Annotated in this window: 24 protein-coding genes and 1 riboswitch; of the genes, 13 read left to right on the top strand and 11 right to left on the bottom strand. The window is 34.1% G+C overall.

Annotated features, from left to right (window positions below; translation table 11 throughout):
• Positions 1-41 precede the first annotated feature (41 nt).
• The 3 genes from NST63_RS13905 to NST63_RS13915 all read right to left on the bottom strand — a co-directional run bounded on the left by NST63_RS13905 (position 42) and on the right by NST63_RS13915 (position 4871).
• On the bottom strand, positions 42-1721 hold the full coding sequence (locus NST63_RS13905; protein ID WP_212942660.1) for an ABC transporter substrate-binding protein: 1680 nt from the start codon (positions 1719-1721) through the stop codon (positions 42-44).
• Positions 1722-2239: 518 nt separating this feature from the next.
• Complete coding sequence (locus tag NST63_RS13910) at positions 2240-3607, bottom strand: M20/M25/M40 family metallo-hydrolase (RefSeq protein WP_436580341.1); 1368 nt, start codon at positions 3605-3607, stop codon at positions 2240-2242.
• Positions 3608-3818: 211 nt separating this feature from the next.
• Positions 3819-4871, bottom strand: coding sequence for an NAD(P)/FAD-dependent oxidoreductase (locus tag NST63_RS13915; protein WP_341042600.1), 1053 nt, complete (start codon positions 4869-4871; stop codon positions 3819-3821).
• A gap of 313 nt (positions 4872-5184) precedes the next feature.
• Between NST63_RS13915 and NST63_RS13920 the strand changes: the two genes are divergently transcribed.
• The 4 genes from NST63_RS13920 to NST63_RS13935 all read left to right on the top strand — a co-directional run bounded on the left by NST63_RS13920 (position 5185) and on the right by NST63_RS13935 (position 9308).
• Positions 5185-6030 (top strand): ABC transporter ATP-binding protein, encoded by an 846-nt coding sequence (locus NST63_RS13920; protein ID WP_341042601.1) that lies wholly within the window; start codon positions 5185-5187, stop codon positions 6028-6030.
• Complete coding sequence (locus NST63_RS13925; RefSeq protein ID WP_058005392.1) at positions 5981-6913, top strand: iron-hydroxamate ABC transporter substrate-binding protein; 933 nt, start codon at positions 5981-5983, stop codon at positions 6911-6913. Before NST63_RS13920 ends, NST63_RS13925 begins: the two co-directional genes overlap by 50 nt.
• A 374-nt stretch (positions 6914-7287) precedes the next feature.
• Complete coding sequence (locus NST63_RS13930; RefSeq protein WP_180211836.1) at positions 7288-8298, top strand: FecCD family ABC transporter permease; 1011 nt, start codon at positions 7288-7290, stop codon at positions 8296-8298.
• Positions 8295-9308 carry a FecCD family ABC transporter permease gene (locus NST63_RS13935; protein ID WP_212941229.1) on the top strand — a complete coding sequence of 338 codons (1014 nt, stop codon included), beginning with the start codon at positions 8295-8297 and terminating at the stop codon, positions 9306-9308. The genes NST63_RS13930 and NST63_RS13935 overlap by 4 nt, the downstream gene beginning before the upstream one ends.
• Before the next feature lie 167 nt (positions 9309-9475).
• Here the strand turns inward: NST63_RS13935 and NST63_RS13940 are convergent, their stop codons facing one another.
• Positions 9476-10771, bottom strand: a complete 1296-nt coding sequence (locus NST63_RS13940; RefSeq protein WP_139254852.1) for an NCS2 family permease — start codon at positions 10769-10771, stop codon at positions 9476-9478.
• Between the two features lie 362 nt (positions 10772-11133).
• A riboswitch (purine riboswitch) is annotated at positions 11134-11235 on the bottom strand.
• A 237-nt stretch (positions 11236-11472) separates the two neighbouring features.
• Between NST63_RS13940 and NST63_RS13945 the strand changes: the two genes are divergently transcribed.
• The 7 genes from NST63_RS13945 (at position 11473) to NST63_RS13975 (ending at position 17847) form a co-directional block, all read left to right on the top strand.
• Positions 11473-13335, top strand: coding sequence for a BglG family transcription antiterminator (locus NST63_RS13945; RefSeq protein WP_341042602.1), 1863 nt, complete (start codon positions 11473-11475; stop codon positions 13333-13335).
• A gap of 72 nt (positions 13336-13407) precedes the next feature.
• Entirely contained in the window at positions 13408-13833 is a 426-nt protein-coding gene (locus tag NST63_RS13950) for a PTS sugar transporter subunit IIB (RefSeq protein WP_071975804.1), read from the top strand.
• On the top strand, positions 13821-14081 hold the full coding sequence (locus NST63_RS13955) for a PTS lactose/cellobiose transporter subunit IIA (RefSeq protein ID WP_436580326.1): 261 nt from the start codon (positions 13821-13823) through the stop codon (positions 14079-14081). Before NST63_RS13950 ends, NST63_RS13955 begins: the two co-directional genes overlap by 13 nt.
• A gap of 1 nt (position 14082) precedes the next feature.
• Complete coding sequence (locus NST63_RS13960) at positions 14083-14394, top strand: PTS sugar transporter subunit IIB (RefSeq protein WP_212941234.1); 312 nt, start codon at positions 14083-14085, stop codon at positions 14392-14394.
• A gap of 36 nt (positions 14395-14430) precedes the next feature.
• Complete coding sequence (gene celB, locus NST63_RS13965; protein WP_341042604.1) at positions 14431-15765, top strand: PTS cellobiose transporter subunit IIC; 1335 nt, start codon at positions 14431-14433, stop codon at positions 15763-15765.
• Between the two features lie 84 nt (positions 15766-15849).
• The gene (locus tag NST63_RS13970; protein ID WP_341042605.1) at positions 15850-17160 is read left to right on the top strand and encodes a 6-phospho-beta-glucosidase; all 1311 of its coding nucleotides are present in this window, start codon (positions 15850-15852) and stop codon (positions 17158-17160) included.
• A gap of 174 nt (positions 17161-17334) precedes the next feature.
• Complete coding sequence (locus NST63_RS13975) at positions 17335-17847, top strand: mismatch-specific DNA-glycosylase (protein ID WP_341042607.1); 513 nt, start codon at positions 17335-17337, stop codon at positions 17845-17847.
• A gap of 189 nt (positions 17848-18036) precedes the next feature.
• Here NST63_RS13975 and NST63_RS13980 read toward each other — a convergent pair whose 3' ends face one another.
• Positions 18037-18348 carry a hypothetical protein gene (locus NST63_RS13980; protein WP_341042609.1) on the bottom strand — a complete coding sequence of 104 codons (312 nt, stop codon included), beginning with the start codon at positions 18346-18348 and terminating at the stop codon, positions 18037-18039.
• 316 nt (positions 18349-18664) lie between these two features.
• Here NST63_RS13980 and NST63_RS13985 point away from each other — a divergent pair, with 316 nt between their 5' ends.
• The gene (locus tag NST63_RS13985; protein WP_071975801.1) at positions 18665-19105 is read left to right on the top strand and encodes a YtoQ family protein; all 441 of its coding nucleotides are present in this window, start codon (positions 18665-18667) and stop codon (positions 19103-19105) included.
• A gap of 371 nt (positions 19106-19476) precedes the next feature.
• Complete coding sequence (locus NST63_RS13990; protein WP_341042610.1) at positions 19477-20829, top strand: MATE family efflux transporter; 1353 nt, start codon at positions 19477-19479, stop codon at positions 20827-20829.
• Between the two features lie 158 nt (positions 20830-20987).
• Here NST63_RS13990 and NST63_RS13995 read toward each other — a convergent pair whose 3' ends face one another.
• The 6 genes from NST63_RS13995 to NST63_RS14020 form a co-directional block, all read right to left on the bottom strand.
• A complete protein-coding gene (locus NST63_RS13995) occupies positions 20988-21152 on the bottom strand; it encodes a DUF2197 domain-containing protein (protein ID WP_212941242.1) in 165 nt (54 codons plus the stop codon).
• Between the two features lie 68 nt (positions 21153-21220).
• Positions 21221-22312 carry a DUF1835 domain-containing protein gene (locus NST63_RS14000; RefSeq protein WP_341042612.1) on the bottom strand — a complete coding sequence of 364 codons (1092 nt, stop codon included), beginning with the start codon at positions 22310-22312 and terminating at the stop codon, positions 21221-21223.
• A gap of 191 nt (positions 22313-22503) precedes the next feature.
• Positions 22504-23481, bottom strand: coding sequence for a ring-cleaving dioxygenase (locus tag NST63_RS14005; protein WP_071975798.1), 978 nt, complete (start codon positions 23479-23481; stop codon positions 22504-22506).
• Between the two features lie 340 nt (positions 23482-23821).
• A complete protein-coding gene (locus NST63_RS14010) occupies positions 23822-24361 on the bottom strand; it encodes a GNAT family N-acetyltransferase (RefSeq protein WP_212941246.1) in 540 nt (179 codons plus the stop codon).
• A gap of 76 nt (positions 24362-24437) precedes the next feature.
• The gene (locus NST63_RS14015; RefSeq protein ID WP_212941248.1) at positions 24438-25682 is read right to left on the bottom strand and encodes an aminopeptidase P family protein; all 1245 of its coding nucleotides are present in this window, start codon (positions 25680-25682) and stop codon (positions 24438-24440) included.
• 74 nt (positions 25683-25756) lie between these two features.
• Positions 25757-26278: a GNAT family N-acetyltransferase gene (locus NST63_RS14020; protein ID WP_212942662.1), complete on the bottom strand. Its 522-nt coding sequence runs from the start codon at positions 26276-26278 to the stop codon at positions 25757-25759.
• Positions 26279-26291 lie beyond the last annotated feature (13 nt).

A 26291-nucleotide genomic window follows, 5' to 3' on the forward strand; every position in this document is an offset into this window, starting at 1 on the left:
GCAAAGGGTCAGATCCCATATTTGACAACCCATTATATTCATTATTTTTTAATCGATATATTTGGCAAACTAGAGCTTATACCAGTGTAATTATCTGGATTTAAACCTTCAATTTGACCACTAATCGCTTTAGCACTTTGGCGGTAATGAACAAGAATGAAGGCAGGGTCTTTCCCCAACTCTTTATAAAGCTCATGATAAATCTCTTTTCGTTTCTCAATATCCAAGGTTGATAAGCCTTTTTGAATCAATTCATCTACCTTCGGATTTGAATAGCCCGCTGAATTATTTGGATGATTTGTTGCTAATTCTTCAACGGGATCACTTGGATCGAGAATTTGTGAAGTTGAAACCGTTGCAAGGTCATAATCTTTATCAGATAACTTTGAAACTAATGCATTAAAGTCCATAATTTCCGGCTCAAATTTAATTCCAATATCTTGATAGTTTTCCTTTGCAATTGGTATGACTGGATCATCCGCCTTTGATGTTAAGTAATGTATAATTAGTTTTTTTCCATCTTTTTCACGAATACCATTTGATCCTACTTTCCATCCCGCTTTTTCTAATAAATCTTTTGCCTTATCCGCATTAAACTCGTATTTATTTACTCCCTCATCATTGTATGCCCATGAGACCGGAGAAACTGGAATATTTGCTACCTGACCGAAGCCTTTGAATTTTACATCAACAATTTTTTGGCGATCCAAACCATAAATTAGTGCTTGCCTCACTTCTTTGTCTTTGAACTGTGGACGTGTATTGTTGATATAAATAAATCCGAAGTCATTCACAGGTCCGGTTTGGATTGAAGCGAATCCTAAGCTTTTTAATTGTTCCACTGTATCTTCATCTGCTGAGAAACCAGCATAGTCAAGTTCTCCTGTTTCAAACAACTGCAAAGAGGTGGTTGAATCAATAATTTTATAGATTAAATGCTTTGTTTTCGGTTTACCAGCATAATAGTTTTCATTAGCTTCATAACGAATCTCTTGACCAGGTACATATTTTTCAAATTTATAAGGCCCTGCACCCATTGGTTTAGAATAAAGATCTTTTAAATAATCGAGTTTGCCATATCGATAGTCTTTCCCGTAGTATGCTTTTGATAATATCTGTCCTCCAAGTAGTAGCAAGGATTTCGCATTTACTTTTTCGGTTGTAATTTCAATTGTGGTTGGATCAATTACTTTAATCCCTTCGATTGATTTAGCTTTCCCTTCCTTGTAATCCTTCCCACCTTTTATTGCAGCTAACGATATATCCTGATATCCGGCATAAGCTGGATCATGTAAAAGTGTTAATGTAAAAGCAACATCATCTGCTGTTAGCGGTGTTCCGTCACTAAATTTCAAGTTCTTTCTTAGATGAAATGTGTAGGTTAACTGATCATCTGATACATCCCAATTCTCAGCTAAAATGCCAACTGGCTTCCCTTCCTCATCTAAATTCACTAAAGGAGCAAAAATTGGATCAGTTGCATTTCCGTCCCAACCATTCTCATAAAAGTAAGGAAGGAACACCCCTCCTGGAGCTGAAATACCTGCAATAAATGTATCTTTTCTCGCTTTTGCCTTGTCAGGTAATGCTGATAGATCGGTAGCTTCATATTTTTTACTTTCAGTACTTACTACACCTGCAGCATTATCTACTTTCTTACTTTTTGATTCCGATGTTTCCTTACTGCTTGAGCTATTCAATGCACATGCGGAAAGTACCATCCCTAGTAATATTATACTAATAAAACTGATAATTCCCCTTTTCAATCTAATCACCCCTGTTTACTTGGTTTTAAACCTATCATAATCCATTTGATTTAAACTGTTATGTATAATCATTCCTTTTAAAACCAACCAATCCGATAGGTTTTTACAAAATTAAATTGTACATACGAACTGCTCATATGTCAATTAGTATTTTTCTAAAAAATACTATTTTTGAAAAATATATAAGGAATACAGCTTGACCACTAGGTTGTTCGTTACTTGTCATACTATATCTATTTAAATCTTCTGGTTGCAAAACTATTAAAAACAAAAGAAACAACCCAATCGAAACCATTATCGATGGGTTGTTTCTTTTTATATTAGACTCTATACTCAAATATGTTTGCAGTTTTAACAAATAACTATCGGCTAAAGATCGTTACACCTTTCATTTCACTGAGAAAAGAGCTACAAACATCATAAGAATCTCTGAATCTTTTACAAAAGCAACAAGTATACGAAAACATCAAATATTAATGATTAACTTCAGTTGACTCAACCTTTGTTTCTAATGCAGAAGAAAATCCATTTAACATATAGGCCATATGAACGATACCATCCTCAAAATCCTTTATGCGAATAGATTCATTTGGTGCATGTGCCTTTGATCCAACCCAACCAACACCTGTACTAACTATTGGTAGCTTTAAGTGCTCACCGAAGATATACATTGGCCCTGTTCCTGCAGCATTTGGAGAAAGGATTACATCATTTTCATAAACTTCCTTTGCCGATTCTAGAACATGGTCAATAAATGGGTGGTTATAGTTGGAACGGTAGGCTTTTTGTCCGTTTATCATTTGTACTTCAATATCATTAAATCCATGCTTTTCTAAGTGTTTTTTCACACTTAATAAAATATGATTTGGATCCTGACCAGGTACCAAACGACAATCCAGCTTCGCTTTCGCTATTTTTGGTAAGACTGTTTTAGCTCCTTCCCCAGTATAGCCACTGTCTAATCCACATATGGTCATTGTAGGATGAAATACCATTGCTGTTCTAGGATCGATCCCTTTTGCCTTCGTTATAAGTGGACGTTTTAATCCATATAAGTCAATTACAGCTTCTTCATTAAAAGGCAGTTCTGAAACAACTTTTTTCTCTTCCTCTGTAGGTTCTATAATCCCATCATAGAAACCTTCAACTAATATATCATTTTGTTCGTTCTTCATTGTAGCTAAAGCCTGAACTAGTCTCCAAGCAGCATTGTCGACATAGGCACCTACTGAAGAATGCATATCAATATCTGCCCCAACACATGTCAATTCGAGATACGCCATTCCTTTAATTCCTGCTACCATACTGATACGTTCCTTTTCGTCCTTGCCACCAAATTCCCAAATACAGGCATCTGCTTGAAATAGTTCTTGATATTTTTCAAGATAAGGTGCTAAATTTGGGCTACCAATCTCCTCTTCACCTTCGATTAGAAATTTCACATTGCAAGGCAAGCCACCATCTTGATTTTGTAATAGTTTAATTGCTGTTAAACGGGCCATTAAATCCCCTTTATTGTCAGAGGCACCTCTGGCAAATAATTTCCCATCAATAATCGTTGGTTCAAAAGGATCAGTATCCCATTCTTCAAGTGGTTCTGGTGGCTGGACATCGTAATGATTATAAAACAATAGGGTTTTCGTTGAGTCGCCATTTTCCCCTGCTGCAAAATAACCATAAATGACAGGATTCCCTCCTAAATCATCTAATACTATGGTTTCCCCATTGATATCCTCAATCTGTTTAACTACATATGCGACCGTTTCAGGAATAGCCTTGCTTTGTGCGGAAACAGTTTGTAGGCTTAAATATTTCTGTAAATTTGTTACAGCATCGGTCATATACTCCTTCACCGATTCTTTATAACGTTTCAAATCCTGTTGCCCCATATCCTTTTCTCTCCTTCCATAATAGATTAACTATTTATTTCGGCATTCGAAGGAAAAATCCTTTAAAATTTAATAAATTTTATTTATAAGAATATGAGAATAGTACCTATCAACTGTTTGATGACAAATGAAAGATAAGGATAATATTATGGTATTAAAAAATTTATTTCTTCATCATTTCTTTTACAAGCACTTTATTTCGCTCTTTAAATAATTCATTATGCGAAGAGACCATTCCAAATTTATTCGCTTCAGGCTGAATAAACTGTTTCGCCTTGTTAACTGCATTTGCAGCATCTTGGAATGCACCAGCTATTAGATGAACCTTGCCATCGTGCATAAGTATATCCCCAGCCCCATATAAACCCTCTACTGATGATTCACTCATTGCATTTCCAGAAATATAATAATTATCAACAAGTTCAATATGTAAATCACTATTTTCAAGTAATGTTGCATCACGCTGATATCCATGATTAATAATGACTTCATCTACAGATAACTTCGAAATCTCACCTGTTTCATGATTCTCAAGTTCGACTCCTTCAATAACTTCATGATTACGACTAGCTATTAGTTTTTTTATTGTTGTATTTAAATAACAAACTGCACAACTGTTTAATAACTGTGTAGCTTGTGCTTCATGACCCGCCAGGTTATTCTTTCTGTATGTCAAATAAACATTTTTAGCAACGGACTCCAATTCATTTGCCCAATCAATAGCAGAATTTCCACCGCCTGAAATAAGGACATTTTTATCTTTAAATTGTTTTAGTGACTTAACCGTATAATGTAAATTAGATACCTCAAACCTCTCTGCCCCATCTATTTCAAGCTTTTGCGGATTTAATATTCCACTACCAATAGCAACGATAATTGTTTTTGAATAATGCTTTTCTCCACTTGAACCTTCTAAAACAAATATCCCCTCTTCATTCCTTGAAATGGACTCAACTTTTTCTTTTAAAACGACGGTTGGATTAAAAGTTAATCCTTGAGCAACTAGTTGTTCAATTAATTTTTCCCCTGGAATAGGAGTTTGGCCGCCTACATCCCATATCATTTTCTCTGGATATAAATGCAGCTTTCCACCAAGGTACGGTTGAAATTCAATAATTTTTGTTTTCATTTCTCTTAATCCACTATAGAATGCCGAATATAATCCTGCCGGCCCTCCACCAATGATTGTTACATCAAATAAATCCTGCCGTTCCATATTTGAACACTCCTCAGCAATGAATTCATTAAAATTATTTATCTTATATCCTCAATTTCATTTTCACTAAATCTAGTGTAACTGATAACGATTATCAATTTCAATCGTTTTTTTCTCATTTATAGAAACTTTTTTTATCTTCCACATCCTTTACCTTCCGCAAAAATGATCATTTATAAGTGATTAGGTTAAGTTTGAAATAGATAAAAAAAGTGATTGACAATAAAAATAATACACTCTATAGTTATTGATGAAAATGAGAATCATTATCATACATATTTATCATTTACACTTTCGAAAGGAGGTTTTTAACATGGGACGCCTTTTTACAAATAATTTAAACATTGGATATGGTGAACAAATCATCGTTAATGATCTCAGTGTCAGCATTCCTGATAAACAAATTACAACGATTATCGGTTCAAATGGATGTGGGAAATCTACCCTCTTAAAAGCGATTACTCGAATAATCAATCATCATTCTGGAAACGTTCTTTTGGATGGGAAAGATATTCTTAAAGAAAATACGAAAGCTTTAGCTAAAAAAATGGCGATTCTTCCACAATCACCAGAAAGTGCAAGTGGATTAACTGTTGGTGAGCTTGTTTCATATGGTCGTTTCCCCTATCAAAAGGGTTTCGGACGTTTAACAAAAAAAGATCTTGAAGTTATAGATTGGGCACTAGATGTAACAGGTACCTTTGATTATAAATTTCGCCCCGTCGACGCATTGTCTGGTGGTCAACGTCAACGTGTATGGATTGCGATGGCTCTCGCACAAGAGACCGATATCATCTTTCTTGATGAACCTACTACATATTTAGATATGGCCCATCAACTTGAAGTTTTAGAGCTTCTACAAAAACTAAATATTGAACAGCAACGAACCATTATTATGGTGTTGCATGATCTAAACCAAGCAGCCCGTTTTGCAGATTATTTGATCGCGATGAAAGACGGCAAAATTGTAAAAGCTGGTAATTGTGAGGAAGTCATGAATCATCAAGTATTGAAGAAAGTTTTTCAAATTGATGCTGAAATTGGCAGAGATCCACGGACAAACAAACCAATGTGTATTACTTATAACCTTCTAAAAGGAGAAAATAAACATGAAGAAAATCCTATTCCCTCTCATTTTGCTCTTAGTGCTCATAGTTAGTGCATGCAGTAATGGGACAACCGAAAAAGATAAAGGCAATGCTACGAAAGAAAAGGAACAAAAAACAATAACCTATCAATCTGAAAATGGTCCTATAAAAGTACCTGCCCATCCAAAACGTGTAGTTTTATTATCAGGATTTACAGGTAATGTCTTATCATTAGGTGTGAATGTTGTAGGTGCTGATACTTGGTCAAAAAACAGCCCTGCTTTTAAAGACCAATTAAAAGATGCCCAAGAGGTTTCTGAAGATAATATAGAAAAAATTATTGAATTAAAACCAGACCTCATTATCGGATTATCGACGACAAAAAATCTAGATAAACTGAAGAAAATAGCTCCAACAGTTACTTATACTTGGGGAAAAGTGGATTATTTAACCCAACATATCGAAATTGGTAAACTATTAAACAAAGAAAAAGAAGCAAAAGATTGGGTAGAAGATTTCCAAAAACGTGCTCAAGCTGCCGGAGATGAAATCCGTGCAAAGATAGGTGAAAATGCCACTGTATCCGTTATAGAGAGTTTTGGAAAAGAACTGTACGTTTATGGTGATAACTGGGCTCGCGGAACAGAAATATTATATCAATCAATGAAGTTAAAAATGCCTGAAAAAGTAAAAGAAAAAGCCTTAAAGTCAGGTTATTATACTTTATCTACAGAAGTTCTTCCAGAATATGCAGGTGATTATGTGATTTTAAGTAAATATTCTGATGCCGATGACTCATTCCAAAAAACAGAATCCTATAAAAATATTCCTGCTGTCAAAAACAACCATGTCTTTGAAATGGAAGGAAATGGCGCTTCTTTTAATGATCCAATTACATTAGAAAAGCAGCTTAAATTTTTTGAGGAATCATTTTTAGGTAAGACTCTTTTCTAAAACTTTTGTTATTGAAATATAATTTTTTCTAACCTACCAATATAAGTTAGAAAATAAAATATATATAGAAAAGATGCCCCGTAGCCTAGCTATTTTCGATTTTTTTACCCTTTACTTCATTGCAACAATTTATGCGAAGTAGCCTTAGGTAAATAAATTTGAAAAGGAGTTGTCCATATTTAGGGCAACTCCTTCTTTTCCATTGGCTCTTTTCGTATATGACATAATGCATGACTATTTAAACTACTGGTACTTACCTACTTTTTTACTTAGTAGTGAAAAAAATTGGTATAAATCCTAATAGGAATGCTACGAAATTGCACAGGTAGTCAGAAAATTGCTTTTATATTCTATGTATGAAAGATGGGAAAATAATGAAAAAAAAGACTAAAAACTCCATCCCATTCGTATTTAAGCTTTTCATTGGAATTGTTGTTCTTATCGGGATGTTTGTAGTTGCCATGATATTTGGTGCAGCGGAAACAACCTTAAAAGATGTTTGGCTGGCTCTTACCTCAAATAGAAAAAGTGACACTATTTTAATGCTACGTGAAATACGTTTCCCTCGGGAAATTGCTGCGATTATTGTAGGTGCTGCCCTTTCAGTTTCAGGTGCTATCATGCAGGGCTTAACAAGGAACCCATTAGCCGACCCCGGTTTACTAGGTTTATCTGCTGGAGCCAATGCAGCTCTTGCACTCACCCTTGCCTTTATTCCATCTGCTAATTATATTTGGATTACCATTAGCTGCTTTATTGGGGCAGCAATTGGAACTGGCATGGTGTTTGGGCTAGGTGCACTTCAAAAAGGAGGCTTCTCCCCTCTTCGAATTGTTTTAGCTGGAGCAGCAGTCTCTACGTTTTTATATGCTGTCGCTGATGGAATTGGCATTTTTTTTAAGCTATCTAAAAATGTATCCATGTGGACCTCCGGAGGTGTTATTGGAACGTCATGGGAGCAGCTTAGACTAATGATTCCTATAATTATCATTGGTATCATAATTTCACTATTGCTATCAAGGCAACTAACGATTTTAAGTTTAAATGAAGAAGTAGCAGTTGGATTAGGACAAAAAACGATCCGAATAAAGACTATTCTATTTTTTGTCGTTATCTTACTTGCAGGAACATCTGTAGCACTCGTTGGAAATATGGCTTTTATCGGTCTAATGATCCCTCATATCGTCCGGGCGTTAGTGGGTACTGATTATCGCTATATCATACCATCAAGCGCAATTGTCGGTGGCATCTTTATGCTTTTTGCCGATACTCTCGGCCGTACAATCAATGCCCCTTACGAAACACCTGTCGCAGCTATAGTTGCAGCAGTAGGCTTACCTTTCTTCTTAATTATTATTCGTAAAGGAGGTAAGATGTTCTCATGATTCATCCAGCATTGGTTAAAAAACAGCGAATCATCTTATGCATTTTACTAGTGTTAATTATAATGACAATTGTACTCGGGATGGGGATTGGTGATGCCAGCTTGTCCTATGATCGTCTCCTTCCAACCTTATTTGGAAAAGGGTCATTTACTGAGGAATTCGTTTTGTTTTCCATTCGTCTTCCCAGAATTATTATTACTTTTTTGGCAGGAATTGCACTCGCCCTATCCGGAGCCATTTTACAAGGAATTACCCGCAATGATTTAGCTGATCCAGGTATTATTGGAATTAACTCCGGTGCCGGTGTAGCAATTTCTATCTTCTTTTTATTTTTTCCAATAGAAGTCGGATCGTTTGTATATATGTTGCCGCTTCTAGCTTTTGCAGGTGCATTAGTCACGGCGATTCTTATTTATATATTCTCGTATCAAAAAAACATTGGATTGCAACCGGTTAGATTAGTTTTAGTTGGGATTGGCTTTTCCATGGCACTATCAGGAGTGATGATTCTCCTAATTTCATCCGCTGAGCGCGAAAAAGTTGATTTCATCTCTAAGTGGTTAGCGGGAAATATATGGGGCGATGATTGGCCATTCATTTGGGCATTCCTTCCTTGGTTACTTATTCTCATCCCATACACCTTCTTCAAGGCTAATCGATTAAACATTTTGAGTTTAAGTGAACCAGTAGCGATTGGAGTTGGAGTATCCCTTGAAAAAGAAAGGATCTCCCTTTTATTAACAGCTGTGGCACTTGCAGCATCTGCTGTTTCAGTTACTGGTGGCATTTCATTTATTGGATTAATGGCACCACATATAGCTAAATCCTTAGTCGGTCCACGTAATCAATTATTCATACCTGTAGCCATTATGATTGGCGGTTGGCTTTTATTAGTTGCTGACACGATTGGTAGAAATATTATTGACCCTAGTGGAATTCCAGCTGGGATCATGGTCGCCTTAATTGGTGCACCCTATTTTATGTATTTGTTATTAAAAAAACAAGCATAAGGTCACTGTCGACCAAAATTTCTATATAAAAACCGCTAATTGCGCACTCATTCAATCAACAATTAGCGGTTTTTACTTTATTTTTTATTTTCACTTTTTATAGGTAGGGATCATCAATCCCCTTCCTATTATTAAGAAAAGATAGGTAAACTTGCAAATACATTTTATTAAATAATAAAAACAAAATAGGCTAAAAATGCGATACTTAAAATATAGATTAGCGGATGTACTGCTTTCCACTTTCCTAAAGCAATCATTGTAATAGGGTATAAAATAAACCCAAGTGCAATACCTGTTGCGACACTTGAAGTAAGGGGCATCATAATAATTGTTACAAATGCTGGGAATGTAATCTCAATTTTATTCCAATTAATATGTTTGATTTCTGCTGCCATCAATGCACCTACAATGATTAAAGCTGGTGCCGTTACCTCCGGTGTTATAATAGATAATAACGGAGAAAAAAATAAGGCAATAACGAAACAACCAGAAATGATAATGGAAGTAAAGCCTGTTCGACCACCAGCACCAATTCCAGCACTTGATTCTACCATTGATGCTGTTGTCGAAGTACCTAAAATTGAACCGACAACAATAGAAGTTGAATCAGCAAGAAGTGCTCTTCCGATATTAGGAATTTTATTATCCTTGATCAATCCTGCTTGACTTGCTATCGCAATTAATGCTCCGGCAGTATCAAAAAAGGCAACAAATAGGAATGTAAATATTACCGCTAATACATCTGGAGTAAACACTTGATCCAAGTGGTGGAACACTACACCGAATGTTGGTGACATACTCGGTATTGCTCCAATAATATGGGTTGGTTTATCAATCACATTCCATATTATCCCGATGATTGTTGTGATGACCATTCCATAAAAGATTGCTCCCCCAATTCGTCTAACCATCATCATAACCGTGATGACAAAACCAATAATAGCTAAAATAGTAGTTGGCTTAGAAAGATCCCCTATTGATACAACTGTATCAGAATTCCCGACGATTAAACCCGCATTTTTTAAACCGACGAATGCAACGAAAAAGCCAATCCCACCTGAAATTGCATACTTCAAATCCTCTGGAATAATATTAATAATCATTTCACGAATTTTAAACAAGCTTAATAATATAAAGAGAATTCCTGCAATGAATACACCTGTTAATGTTGTTTGCCATGGAATCCCCATCCCTATACATACTGAGAATGTAAAAAATGAGTTTAGCCCCATACTTGGTGCAATTCCTATTGGAAAATTGGCTAAAAGACCAATTAATAATGATCCAATAATTGCTGATACAGCCGTTGCAGTAAATACTGCGCCCTGATCCATCCCAGACTGACTTAATATCATGGGATTTACTACTAAAATATAGGCCATAGATAAAAATGTAGTAATTCCCGCAAGCGTTTCCTGCTTATATGAGGTTCTACGTTGAGCAAATTGAAAAAAATCTTTCACTATATGTCCTCCCATTCTTTAGAACAAACCAAATGGACTACTCTTCTACCAACTAGAATAGCCTCAATTTCAAAAATATAGTATGAATAGTTCTAATAAAGTTATTAAAACTAGGTATAATAAAACGCCTTGATCCACTCCAACTAACAATTCGCGAGGCAATCAAACTATTTGCTTCATTTTTAAGATTACACAATCTTTGAAGGGTCAGGTGCTTTAGATGGATGGATACAACCTTAAATATGTAATAGTCGATATTCGCATCCTTAATAAATAGACTCCTAAATATCAAAAAAAGCCTCCACCACTGTGGAAGCTGCCATAATATTATGCAAGAAGAAATTGATTGAATAAATGAATGCATTTATCAAAAAACTCCTTGTAGTCAAGCTATTTACGGCAGCTTGGTAGAAACAATCAGGCCTTATTCCTGATCATATACAAGACATGTTGTATATTATACTATAAGTATTATCCATTACAATAGCTCGACAAAAAGCGTAATTAATCTAATAAATGCAACTTTTCAGGGTCTTATAATATATTGATATAATGATAACTTCTAATTTTCTTATGTATCACTAAATGGTTTATTCATTTAATATAAATCTGTATAATCATAATCGAGTTTTCTGAAGAAATAAAAAAGAATACGCTTCTATTAATAAGTTTGGATATGTTAAAAGGAAAGGAACATTCGGATGGATCAAAGACATTTATATATTATTCAACGATTAAATAAATCAGATCTTCCAGTGAGTGGAACTATCTTATCAAATGAATTGAATGTTTCTTCACGATCGATTCGAACATTTATTAAACAAATCAATGAACAACTAAATAAAGACATAGCACAGATTGTATCATTGCCAGGAAGTGGTTATCAACTGAATATTTTTAACTTTATAGACTTCTCTAAGTGGATGGAGGAGGAAAATAGAAAAACTGAACAAGTTTATGAAATCAATAGACAACGATGGATTATGGAATATTTGTGTTATGAATATGATTATTTAAAAATTGATCAGGCATCTCAAGAATTATATGTCAGTCGATCTACCATTTCTCAAGATATTAAAGAGCTTAAATTGATATTGAAATCCTATCATATCACTCTCGAATCCAGACCAAATTATGGAATCTATTTAAGTGGTGAGGAATATAATATTCGCCGTTGTATGCTTCAAGTATTTCCTAATATGGGATTTAGTGAATCATGGAGCCAATTAATAAAAGACATATCGAACACATATAACATTTTACTGCGACCAGAAGCCATCCACTCAATTTTGCAGTATATTCAGATCGCTCAAGCGCGGAATACGAAAGGAAAATGGTTAAAAGCGCTCCCAATAAATATAGAGTTCCTTCAAGAAGAAATAGAATATCAAATAAGTGAAGAACTTAGTAGACATTTAAGCGGAAATGGCCTATCACTCTCAGGACTGGATTCAGCTTTTCTCGCTCTACTGTTTATTAAATACAGAGTAACGAGCATTGAAAACAATCGGTTACCAAAACATGATCATTCACTTTATACCTTAACTGTAGAGATCGTCAGTTTCTTAGAGAAGGAATTTGATTTAGATATTAATCAGGACTGGAGAAATCGCTTTATTCGTCATCTACTCCCTAGTTTAAAACGAGTTAAATACGGAATATCCATTCAAAACGAATTACTTCAGGAGATCAAGAAGCAATATTCACTAGCATTTGATTTAGCATTAAAAGCAATGCTTTTAATTAAAAAGAAATTCGGATTTGACCTTTCAGAAGATGACGGAGGTTATCTTGCTTTGCATTTTCAAGATGCAAAAACGCAACAGCCTTTCAGTAAATTATCAGTTGCAATAGTGTGTGCATCTGGTATTGGTTCTGCACAAATTTTAAAAAGAAAGATTGAAACTATTTTTAATAATGAAATTGAAATAATCGGTGTCTTTGACATGAATGAATTACAGAGCAAAATAAAACAAGCATGTCATTTAATTTTATCTACAATACCTATTCTGGAGGAGATCTGCTATCCTGTAATAACTGTCAACCCTCTCCTACCAGATCAGGATCAAAAGAAAATAAAAGCATTTATTCAACAAAATAATCATTCTTTATTAAGACCTAATTTGTTTTTCCGAAATGTGGAAATTGAATCAGATATTGAATTAATTACTTTTTTAGCACAGTCGATTATTCAGCAAGGTTATGCACCAGATGAATTTTTACCACTAACAATAAAAAGGGAAAAAATCTCTTCTACTGCTTTTGGCGGAATGATTGCATTGCCACATCCCTTTAATCCCTGTGGTTATGAAAATGTAATTGCTATTGCTCTTCTAAAAAAACCGATACTATGGGGCGAAACAAAGGAAAAAGTCCAAGCAGTTTTCCTACTATCATTGAAAAAAGACAATGAACAGGAAATACAAGATTTGTATGACCGTTTACTTCTTATTATGGATCAACCGTCACTGCAAACACAAATAAACAAGCAAGAATCATTTACAGATTTTGTTGAATTTTGGAATAAGCTAAACACTTTCCATACACCTCCTTCCGCTACATAGCGGAAGAATATCAAACTGTAGTTTTCTAAAGCGTTTTCATATAATAAAAGTGTGCTAGAGAAGGGAATGACAGTGGTGAATATAATCTTATGTTGTTCATCTGGAATGTCTACAAGTATTTTATCTAAGCGAACTAAGCTTGCTGCCGATCAACAATCCATTTCTTTACATATTGAAGCAGTGGACAGTACATTAGTTGAACGTAAACTTGAACAGGCAGAACTTATTTTATTAGGACCTCATTTAAAATATAAATTAGAGATTCTTCGAAACTTAGCTCCCCTATCTACAAGGATAGAAATGATTGATAAGGCGATATATCAATCATTTGATGGTAATCAACTATTGAAATTTATTTTATCGCTAGATTTAAAAACAAAAAAAGAAATAGAAAAATCAACAAAAGAAGAAAGCGAGGAAAAAGGATGGACGAATCAATCGCCTTTCAAATCATACTTTACGCCGGAAATGCTCGAAGCACTGCGATGGAAGCGTTAGGCTTAGCAAGTCAAAAAAACTTTCAATTAGCAAAGGAAAAAATCGAAGAAAGTAATCAGGAATTATTAAAAGCTCATAAATTTCAAACAGAGTTAATTCAATCTGAAGCTCGTGGAGAACTTCAAGGTCAAATTTCAATTCTGCTTATTCATGCTCAGGATCATTTGATGAATGCGATGACAGTAAGAGAATTAGCTAATGAATTAATCGATCTACGACAAGAATTAGAATCAAAGGAGAGTAAATAAAATGAAAAATATTATGTTATGTTGTGCAGCAGGTATGTCTACTAGTCTACTAGTAACAAAGATGGAAAAGGCAGCAAAGGAACAGAATATAGAGGCGAAAATTTGGGCTGTACCCGTGGAAGAAGCAAAAAAAGAGATTAATCAAGCAGATGTTTTATTAATGGGTCCTCAAATTCGTTATCTCTTTTCTGATATGAAAGCGTTAGCAAATCAAAACGGAATAGAGGCAGAAGTGATTAATCCGATGCATTACGGCATGTGTGATGGTGAGTCTGTGCTCATTCAGGCTTTACAACTAATATCCAATGGTTAATGAGAGGAGGAAACATCGTCACAGGCGGTGGTCGATATGAATAAATTAATGAACTTCTTAGAACGCTATATTACACCTTTTGCTGCAAAAGTCGGCAATCAACGTCATTTAATTTCGATTCGTGATGGGATCATTATGGCCATGCCATTAATCATTGTCGGTTCTTTATTTTTAATAATTGCTAATCTACCCATACATGGATACACCGAATTTATGGCACATTTATTTGGAACAAGTTGGCAGGAAAAATTAACTTATCCAGTTGGGGCTACTTTTGATATTTTAGGGCTTGTCATTAGTTTTGGAATTGCATATAGATTAGCTGAAAGATATAAGGTGGAACCAGTTTCAGCAGGGATTATTTCACTAGCTGCATTCGTTCTAACAACACCACATCAAACATTATTTACGAATTCCACTGGAAAAACAGAAATAATTAGTGGTGTGTTACCTATTAATCTATTAGGTAGTCAAGGGATATTTATCGCAATGATTTTCGCCTTATTATCAACAGAAATATATCGAATAATTATTCAAAAGAATATTACTATAAAGATGCCTTCTTCTGTACCTCCTGCAGTCGCTAAATCTTTTTCGGCTCTAGTTCCTGCTTTTACAGTTATTGTTCTAGTATGGATTATTCGATTAATTGTTGGCATGACACCATGGGAAGATATTCCTAACATGATTTCTACATGGATTGGAATGCCGCTTAAACATCTTGGTGGTAGTCTTGGCGGGACATTAGTTATAGTCTTTTGTATTTCTTTATTATGGATGATTGGGTTGCACGGCGACAATATTGTTGGCGCGGTAATGAGTTCAATATGGTTGGCCCTAATGGATGAGAATCGCATGGCATTTCAGGATGGGAAGCCCCTTCCCCATGTTATTACCCAACAATTTTTCGATAACTTTCTTAATCTTGGAGGCACAGGAGCAACACTATCAATTGTTCTCCTTATGCTTATAGTCGCTAAAAGTAAACAAATGAAGCAACTCGGTAAATTATCTATTGGTGCTAGTGTGTTTAATATTAGTGAACCAACCGTATTTGGAACACCGATTGTTTTGAATCCTTTTTTTATGATTCCATTTATCTTAACACCGCTTGTTCTAACAATCATTAACTATGTGGCGATGTCACTCGGTCTTGTTGCAGCTCCAAGTGGTGTCGCAGTACCTTGGACAATGCCAATCGTATTAAGTGGATTTTTAGCTACAGGACATTTATCCGGCGCGATTATTCAAATTATTGATTTATTAGTCGCCATGTTCATTTACTATCCATTCTTCCGTATGTGGGACAAGCAGCGATTACGAGAAGAAACAAAAGCGGAACAAAAAGACAAAGTAAGTGCGTTCTCATAAATCAAATTAAAACGGAAGTGGGTTTTTGACCTTGTCATTCTCCCCTTCCCTAATATCAACATTTTACAAAGGAGAGAATAAAAAATGCTTAAGATTGTAACTATTGGTGGAGGTTCAAGCTATACTCCTGAGCTTATTGAAGGATTTATTAAACGATATGACGAATTACCCGTTACTGATATTTGGTTAGTAGATATTGAGGAAGGTCGCGAAAAACTAGAAATCGTTGGTTCTCTTGCAAAACGAATGGTAGAAAAATCTGGACTTCCTATCAAAATCCATCTATCACTTAATCGACGAGAAGCATTAAAAAATGCCGACTTTGTTACAACACAAATTAGAGTCGGTTTACTGGATGCCCGCATAAAAGATGAAAGAATCCCATTAAAGTATGGTGTAATTGGTCAAGAAACAAATGGTCCTGGTGGTTTATTTAAAGCTTTAAGAACAATACCTGTTATATTAGACATTTGTAAGGATATGGAGGAACTTTGTCCGAATGCATGGTTAATAAATTTCACTAATCCTGCTGGTATCGTAACTGAAGCGGTTCTACGCCATACCTCAATTAAGAAAGTAATTGGACTTTGTAATCTACCAATTCATACAAAGATTAACATTGCCGAAATGCTGGGTGTTGAGAGAGAACGTGTGCAAGTACAATTTGCAGGCTTAAATCACATGGTTTATGGATTAAATGTATACCTTGAAGGCACAAATGTGACAAAAAAAGTACTTGATATTTTAACTGGGGATACAAAGGGTGCTATTGATATGAATAATATTCCCGATCTTGACTGGGAACCTGAGTTCATACGTGCATTAGGAGTTCTACCTTGTTCGTACCACAGATATTATTATCAAACACAAAAAATGTTAGAAGAAGAATTAGATGCTTACAAAAAAAATGGTGTCCGTGCGGAGGTAGTAAAACAGCTTGAAGGTGATTTATTCGAGCTTTATAAGGATCCAAATTTGGATATCAAGCCGCCACAACTCGAAAAAAGAGGTGGAGCCTACTATAGTGATGCAGCTTGTAGTTTAATTGACTCAATTTATAATGATCGTGGTGATATACAAACCGTTAACACTCAAAATAATGGCGCCATCGCAGGTATACCTAATGAATCCGCAGTTGAAGTGAATTGCGTTATTACGAAAAATGGCCCAATTCCATTGACTGTAGGTGAATTACCTATTGCAGTCAACGGATTAATTCAGCAAATCAAATCCTTTGAAAGAACGACAATCGAGGCTGCTGTTACAGGTGATTATCATAAAGCCCTACTTGCTATGTCCATTAATCCACTCGTTCCATCAGACACATTAGCAAAACAAATCTTAGATGAAATGCTGGAGGCACATAAAGAATATTTACCACAATTTCAACATTAATTTTGGCATTATTGTTCGAAATGGCCACTTGTTTTGAGGAACCCTCTTTACAATGTGGCCTTTTTAGCTTGTTTAAATATCAATTAATAGGCTGTTTTTCATTTGCAAAATCCGCGTGTGGAGACTATTCTATAATATAAATACTTTAGGGATATTAAGTTTTTGGAGGATATTATGAAACTGCTACCTGACCATTTAAAAAATAACTTGGACATTTTATTTGTTGGTTTTAATCCAAGTATCCGATCAGCAGAAACAGGACATCATTACGCAAATCCTAATAATCGCTTTTGGAAAATACTATTTGAATCCGGGCTAACTCCATGTAAACTGCGAGCAGAGGACGACTACAAACTACTTGATTTCGGTTATGGATTAACAAATATTGTATCAAGACCTACAAAATCAGCTGAAGAGATTACAAAGGAAGAATATCAATACGGTAGAGAACAATTAAAAAGGATTATTCTTAACTATCATCCTAAAATCATATGTTTCGTAGGAAAAGGTGTTTATCAAGAATACAGCAAAAAAAGATCAGTTCACTGGGGTCTCCAGGATGAATCAGTCGTTAAAGGCACATTAGACTTTGTTGCTCCTTCTTCTAGTGGGCTTGTACGAATGAATTTTAATGAAATCACTGAAATTTATAGTGAATTAACAAGACTTTTAGAACAACTCAAATAGAACGTTATCATATAATTAAGTCGTGCCCTCTTTTCAATAATCTATTACTATTACTTTAAGTAATTTTCATCAAGAGTGCCTGTTTGAAGTATTATTGGTATGGAATAACACCTTCGTCTGCCGTCCTCCTACTCCTTTTTCTACCAATTAATAATTGTTTGGCAGTTATCATATATTTTTTACTATGTATTAACTTTCTACCTGTATCGATATCCCTACACTTTGTAACTGCTCAAATTCTTCTTCCCTATTTAAATAATCTCTATTCTTTGAATCTAAACGTATATACTGGTCAGAAGTCACTTCCTTTTTTATTACTGTCCCACCACATATGTTCGCGATATACATAGCTGTTGCTTCATCAATAAAAACATTTGCTACTTCTTCATCTATCGCAAAGGTAAAACTGAAAGAATCCTCATCATTCGGTATTCCAAATATTTCACCTGCAAAAACTAATTTCCCTAATTTTACTATCCATAATTTAAATGTATTGTCCAAGTTGCTTCATCTCCTTTATGCCAATTTTACCATATCTAGTGGTTCTCCTTATTTTAACTAACTTGTTAAAATATTTTTTAAATCAAAATGATAATCGATTAATTATCTACCTTGTATATTATATAGCAGATGAAATATGATTGATGGAATGATGGACGTTAGTAACAAATCAAAGAATAAATGATAATAATGCTAATAGAATAATTAATAATGGTTTGTACATATAACAGACCATTTTGATGAAGTAAAACACTGGAATTTTTTAATAACTAGTTTAAAATAGATAAAAAGTACATAATTTTAGGAGGGGCCTATAATGAAGCTTACCGTTTATTTAGCTGGTCAAATACATGATAATTGGCGGGAAAAATTAATTCAAATGGCAGAAGAAAAAGAACTACCATTAGAGTTTGTGTCTCCACAAACAGACCATGATTTATCGGATTCTATCGGGGAAAACATTTTAGGAAAACAGCCTGGTCCACTTTATAAGGACGATGCTGCATCTAGTATTAATAACTTTCGCACACAGGTTCTTATGCAAAAATCTGATGTAGTGATTGCTTTATTTGGTGAAAAGTATAAACAGTGGAACACAGCAATGGATGCTAGTACTGCAATTGCTTTAAATAAACCAACAATTATTGTCCGTCCAGAGTCTTTAATCCATCCATTAAAGGAGCTTTCAAATAAAGCTAATGTAACCGTTGAAACAATTGAACAGGCTTTAGAAGTGTTAGCATATATATATGAATAATGTAGGTAACGGATTCGATTTTCATCGGATCCGTTTTTCTTTCTCTACCCAAAATCACAAATCATCAAAACGTCTTATTTTTAATTTTAAGGACCTCTTAATACTCATTAATATCCTAATATGTAATTCCAATTTAAACACCATCAGAAAGCCTGTAAAGGTGCTTAAAATCGATATAAAAAGTTAATAAATAGCCGTTTTTACTATGAATTATATGTTATAATTAATAGTGTAATAGCTCTTTATAAATCGAATAATTTTATGAACCGAATTGTTTAAATACAAGTAAAGGAGTTGGAATTTTTGCGCTTTTGTTTTACCATTATTTTACATTAATGGTATATATTTTTAAATTTCAAAAGGATGAGTATATGAATAATCGTATGAACGAACGTTTCTCTAATGAAAGTATTCCTAAATTATTGCTTTCTCTAGCTACTCCAGCAATTGCCGCACAATTAATTAATGCATTATATAATATTGTTGATCGAATGTTTATTGGAAGAATGCCTGAAACTGGTACTCTAGCATTAACTGGTCTTGGTGTTGTATTTCCGATTACAATGATCATTTCAGCATTTGCAGCACTAGTTGGCTATGGCGGAGCTCCACTTGCTTCAATTAGGTTAGGAGAAGGAAAGCGCGAAAAAGCTGAAGAACTACTGGGAAGCTGTTTTCTTATGCTTTTACTCCTATCAATTATTTTAACCACCATTTTCTTAATCTTTAAATCACAAATATTAGTATTATTTGGAGCGAGCCCTGATACATTACCCTTTGCCAATTCCTATTTAGGCATATATTTGATCGGGACAATTAGTGTCTTGATTTCACTAGGCTTAAACCAATTCATTGCTGCACAAGGGTTTGCCAAAACCGCAATGATTACTGTGTGTGTCGGTGCAGTCCTAAATACAATCCTTGATCCTCTATTTATATTTGGTATGAATATGGGAGTTAAGGGCGCTGCAATTGCTACAATTATTTCACAAACCATGTCAGCTGTATGGGTCATTTGCTTTCTCACATCGAAACGCAGTTTTTTGCGACTTCGATTTAAAAATATGTTTCTTAGATCAAAAGTAATAACTAGTATTCTCGTATTAGGACTATCACCATTTATTATGCAATTTACCGAAGGATTAATTCAGATAATATTCAACACTTCTCTTTCTCGTTTTGGAGGAGATTTATATGTTGGCTCAATTGGGATCATGAGTAGTCTTATGCAACTTTTCTCACTTCCATTATCGAGCTTCGCACAAGGTGTGCAACCGATAATTGGTTATAACTATGGAGCTGGTAACTTTTTACGAGTAAAAGCTACGATTAAGTATTGTGTTATCTTTTGCGCCACTTTGGGCTTATTTATGTGGAGTATTGCTATTTTTTTCCCACAGCTTCCAATAAGAATTTTCACAAACGATATAAACTTAATCAATCTAACAATGCGCCTTATGCGAATCTTCTTTTTAGGTACTTGTATTTACGGAATTCAATTAGCATTACAACAGGTATTTATTGCTCTTGGTCAAGCTAAGGTTTCAATATTCATTGCTGTTTTTCGTAAGTTGATCTTGCTTATACCACTAGTATTTATCCTTCCAACATTCATTAGTCCAAAAACAGATGCAGTAATTATTGCGGAGCCTATCTCAGACTTTTGTGCTGCACTAACTTGTTGTGTATTGTTTTCGTTAAAGATAAAAAAGCTACTGAAGTAAAAACATTATATAAAAAAATCACAACCATTAAAAAAAATATGGTTGTGATTCTCTCTTTAAAATATTAATTTACCAACAAAAAATAACGAAATTTTTTCCCTTGCTTATAATTTTATCTAATTATTTTTTAACTCCGTAGAAAATACAAATATCTTAAACTACTTAAAAAAATTCTTAATTGCTTCTAATCGTATTTTATGACTACAATCATCGCAACAATATTTACTCTTTCTATTTATCTTAAACCTCTTATAAGCATTGGTTCCCTCATATACTTTAAATTCCTTTTTACAACTAAAACAAGTAACATCATAATAGTTCATATCATTCTTTGTTTACCTCCTTTCATTTAATATTACCTGGATTGTTTATATTTCTTAATTTCAGTAAATTATCTCAATTTGACACTATAATGTCTCATCGATTTTGGTATTCCCTTTAATTCTAATGTACCGCTATAGACAAGATGTCTAATTCTATATTCAAAAAATATTGGATAAATGGACGGATTGAGATCAAATAGGTGACCGATTAATTCTCCAGTTACTATAAATTCCTTTTGACCACGATTCTCATGAAGATCCTTTAATGTGTTTAGAATAAAGGAATCGAAATAATCCTCAGGAACCTCTTTGATTTCTTGTTTAGTATATATTCGTAATACATTTTTCGAATGCAAAAGGTTTTCCCATTCTTTTACAAATTGGATTCTATCTTGGATTGACAATATTTGATCGAAAGTAAGTTTTTCATAAATGTCTTTCAAATCCTCTGGCGTTAATTGGCTAGAGTACGTTAATTTTTGATTTTTATCTACAGATGTATGCAGTGCATTCGTGTTCAATAGATAGATTTTATTGGGTTTATTTTTTAAAAGATGTAGAATGAAACGAAGACAAATTTGTTCATCTGCATTGTCTCCATACCAAAGATAAATCGGTGATTGTTCAGGAATGTCATTAATTTCTCTAATTGAGTTCTTGAATGTAACTTGATAGGTATAATCATCGCTTTCAAAGTTAATATGCTCAAATAGCCATTCATTCCGATAATTGATTCCAGCTTCTTCATTAATTTTCCACAGTGGTCCGATCGATAATAAACCGGGAAAACCAATAACTCGTTTTGGTTGATCTAAACCTACCCGTATGCAACCAGCTGCCGATTCTGAACAAGCTATATGAATCGGAATTGTTTTATCATATAGCATTTTTTTATGCTTGTGTATTTGGTGATTAATTTTATCAAGCATAATCAAATAACTCTCCTGCGCTATTAAATAGCTCCTTCCCTCAAGAGGCTTACTTTCCGTATGAAGAAATGTATCAAATACATCTCCTTCTTCAAGTATATACGTTTCCCATTGGCCACTACTATGTAATTCATCTATCTGTAAATAGCTGTTAGATTCAATTTTATAAACAAATACTATATTTGAATCAACTAAAAAATAAATGTAAGGATGATAATCTTTTGTTTTCAAAATATTCACTTCCTCGTATAGATTCACAAGATATACTATTCGCTATGAATAAGTATTTTCCCTCTACTTTTGTAGTTTTATCATGAAGAACGAGGCTCTATACGTTAGGCAACTAGATAAATAAAAAAATCCTCTCTAAAAAATAGTTTTTCTACTACTTTATAGAAAGGATTATTTATAGTTTTTTCTTATTATTCTTTAATAAATTCTTTTGTACTTCTTACAGTATCAATTGGTCGAACCAAACTTTCGATTTCTTTTCTTTTTGGTTCAAGAAAAGGTGGTAAAGATAGTTTTTCTCCTAAGGTTTCATAAGGTTCATCACCCATAAAACCTGGTCCATCGGTTGCAAATTCAAATAAAATTTGTGGTGCTACATTTGCATATAAAGATTCAAAGAAATGTCTGTCCACATAGCCAGAAGTTGGGAAACGGAAGGATTGCATTCTTTGAATCCATTCTTCTAGCACGGAACGATCTTCAACACGAAAGGCAGCATGATGTACAGTTCCGAACCCTTGTTGGGCACGCGGAAGGATAACATTGTGCTCTACTATTACTTGCGCACCATTTCCACCTTCTCCGACTTCAAATAAATGAAAAGAGCCTTCATGTGCAATCTCTTTAAATAAAAGAACCTTTTCCAGTACTTCTTTGAAGTAATCAAATTCAGCAATGCGGACAAAAATTGGTCCTAAGCCTGTAATAGCATACTCTAATGGTATCGGTCCTTTTTGCCATGGTGTACCTGAAGCAACCCCTTTATTATTTTCATCAGAAATTAACTGATATTGTTGATCATCAAAATCGACAAATGAAAGAGTTTTTTTACCGAATTGCTCAGAGATGCCTGTATGTTTAACTTCTAAACGATCAAATCGTTTCACCCAATATTCTAATGCAGCATCTGTTGGTACACGGAAAGAAGTTTTTGATATTTCATTCGTTCCATGTTTCCCTTTTGGAATACCAGGAAAATCAAAAAATGTCATATCTGTACCTGCACTACCGATATCATCTGCAAAGAAAAGATGGTAGGTTTGTATATCATCTTGGTTTACAGTTTTCTTAATTAAACGCATCCCTAGTACATAGGTGAAAAATTCATAATTCTTTTCTGCACTACTTGTAATTGCTGTTACATGATGGATTCCTTTTAAATGATTCATGTCTATTTCCTCCCTATTTTCCTCTGTTTCTATAGTAAAGTCCTATTGATTATTCTAGTTTACCCACAAGCTAAAAAAATTATCTTTATTTAACATATCTCGAATTCAAGATAAATATTATCATAAACTCTGTTTTCTGTCAAAAAAATGATTTAGACAAAGGAGCATCAAGTAATTAGCTATCCTTTGCCTAAGTTTCATAAAGTCATTTGCTTCTGAAAAAGGACAATTACTGGCTTTTAATATTTAGCGGTTCTTATGAACGGTTTTAGACCGATTTATTAGTTAACACCCTACTTAAAAAGGCAGCAATGTTTGAGAAAAAACTAATAAAAAAATACTAATCATGTGGATTTATTATTGCTAATACTTGATGATCTTCCCAGTTTCCATTAATTTTAACATTTTTCTTAGCAATTCCTTCTTTATGAAATCCGCCCTTCTCCAATACTCTAATAGAGGGAATATTATGAGGCATTACTCCCGCTTCAATTCTATGTAATTTTAAATGATTGAACCCATACTCGACGATTAATTTAACAGCTTCTGTTGTATACCCCTTACCATTATGCTTTCGATCTAAGAAATATCCGATAAATGCACTTTGAAGTGAACCTCGAAGTACTTGAAAAAGATTGATCGTCCCTATTAATTTCTGATTATCTGTTAAAAATATTCCAAAATAATATTGTTGATCCTCTTCTGCTTCCTTTTCTAATTTTTTAATCCATTCTATTTGTCCATCAAGTGTATAGAAATGATTAGAACGAATCATAGAGAACTTTTCAAAAAACTCGCGATTCTCCAATTGTAGGTTTAGAGATGCCTGAGCATCAGTAGATTTTAATGGCTTTAAAAAAATAGATTTGCCCACCAACAAATGAATCACTCCCACGTCTTTTTATAGTAAAAACAAAACCCATTCCAACAATGAGCAATCTGGAATGGGTCTCCGTTTATTTATTCATAAATGCTTCGATTTCCTCTACAGTTCGAATAATATCCTTCGAAAGAATTTCATTTCCATCCTCGGTCACAAGGACATCGTCTTCAATTCGAATTCCAATCGCTTCTTCTTCAATATACAATCCTGGTTCAACTGTTAGAACCATTCCAGGTTGTAGGATTAAATCCTTATAATTACCTACATCATGAGTGTCTAAGCCAAGGAAATGGCTAACACCATGATAATAATATTTACTGATTTCACTTTCTTCTTTAATCAGTCCCACTTTTATACATTCTTCAGCAAGAACCTTTTTGGTATGCTCATTTAATTTAGCAAATGCTACACCTGGCTTTATTAATGCTGTCGTTTCCTTAAGTGCTTTTAAAACAATATTATAGTAAGTTTTTTGCTTTTCAGTGAACTTCCCATTAACAGGGAAAGTAAAACTAATATCTGCACTATAGTAACCGTATTGAGCACCTAAATCTAATAATACTAAGCTTGCATCCTCCGTTTTTGAATTATTTTTATCATAATGCAAAATCGTCCCATTTTTCCCACTTGCACAGATTGTTGGAAAGGCATTATCTATAACACCATTAGACTTTAATATAAAGTCAAAATATGCTTCAAGCTGGTATTCCATCATACCTGGCTTTGCATGTGCCATCATATGTTTAATGCCTTCATATGTAATATCAATTGCCTTTTTAATATTTTCGATTTCCTCTGGCTTTTTAATTACGCGGAGTTCAGAAATTATTGGATAAACATTTTTGATTTGGACATATGGGTAGTTTGCTTGTATTTTGCTCACAAATTGTTGAGCTTTCGTTGTATATGTATCCCATTCTCTTCTTTCAAGATCGAGATATAGATGATTTGACGAATCTGATAATAATGTCTGAGACAAAAATGAATCAAATTGATCGATATAACGAATGTCAGATATACCTGATACTTCCGTCGCCTCAATTTCTGAAATTGTCTTCCCTACCCATTTTTCCATAAAAGGATCGGCTTTTTTTATAAAAAGATATTCCTCCACCTTGTTATTCAATTTCTTCGCGAGAAACATAATATTCTGTTCATTGATACCTGTTAAGTAATAAAAATGACGATTAGGAACAAATTTATAGGCCTCATCTGCTGATTTCTGTGGGGCAGATCCGGCAAATAAAATAAGTAAGGATTGATCTGCTAGATGATCATATAAATGTTGACGGTTTTGGACAAAAAAACTACTATTCATTGAATTTCCTCTCTTCCAACCAACTTTAATTTTTGTATTCTCTAATTATATCATAATTTCTGAATTTATAAGAATCATAGCTCTATCCAATACCTTTTCACAATATTGCCATTCGGTTCAATAAAATCTGTATCCGGAATTCCGCCATTATTTATGATCGTTTTTTCTGAACCGATATTCGTTTGATCACAAACTACTAGAGCCTTTTGAATCCCTAATGCTTTTGCCTTTTCTAGAGCAAGAGCTAAAAGTTTAGTTGCATATCCCTTTCTTCTTTCCGTTGGTCTAATCCCATAACCGATATGCCCACCATTTTTCATTAATGCCCCTGTTAAACTATGGCGAATATTAACAGCCCCAAGCACCTTTTTATCTCTATTAACTAACCAAAAGGTGGAATCAGGGACCCATTGTTCCGGAAGGTTTTCCCCTTTTTCGGCATCAGTTAGAGATTGTAGCATCCCAATAAAATTTGATGGATCCTTACTAATCACCCATGGTACCATTTCTTCTCCACTTTCTTTCCATTCTTGATAAAATGATAAATATTGAGTTTTTAATTCAATAGTTGGTGAAATCAAGTATACATCTAACATCGAATATTCTCCT

This window comes from Heyndrickxia sp. FSL W8-0496 (assembly GCF_038007825.1).
In the GTDB taxonomy this organism is placed as follows: Bacteria; Bacillota; Bacilli; order Bacillales; family Bacillaceae_C; genus Heyndrickxia; species Heyndrickxia oleronia.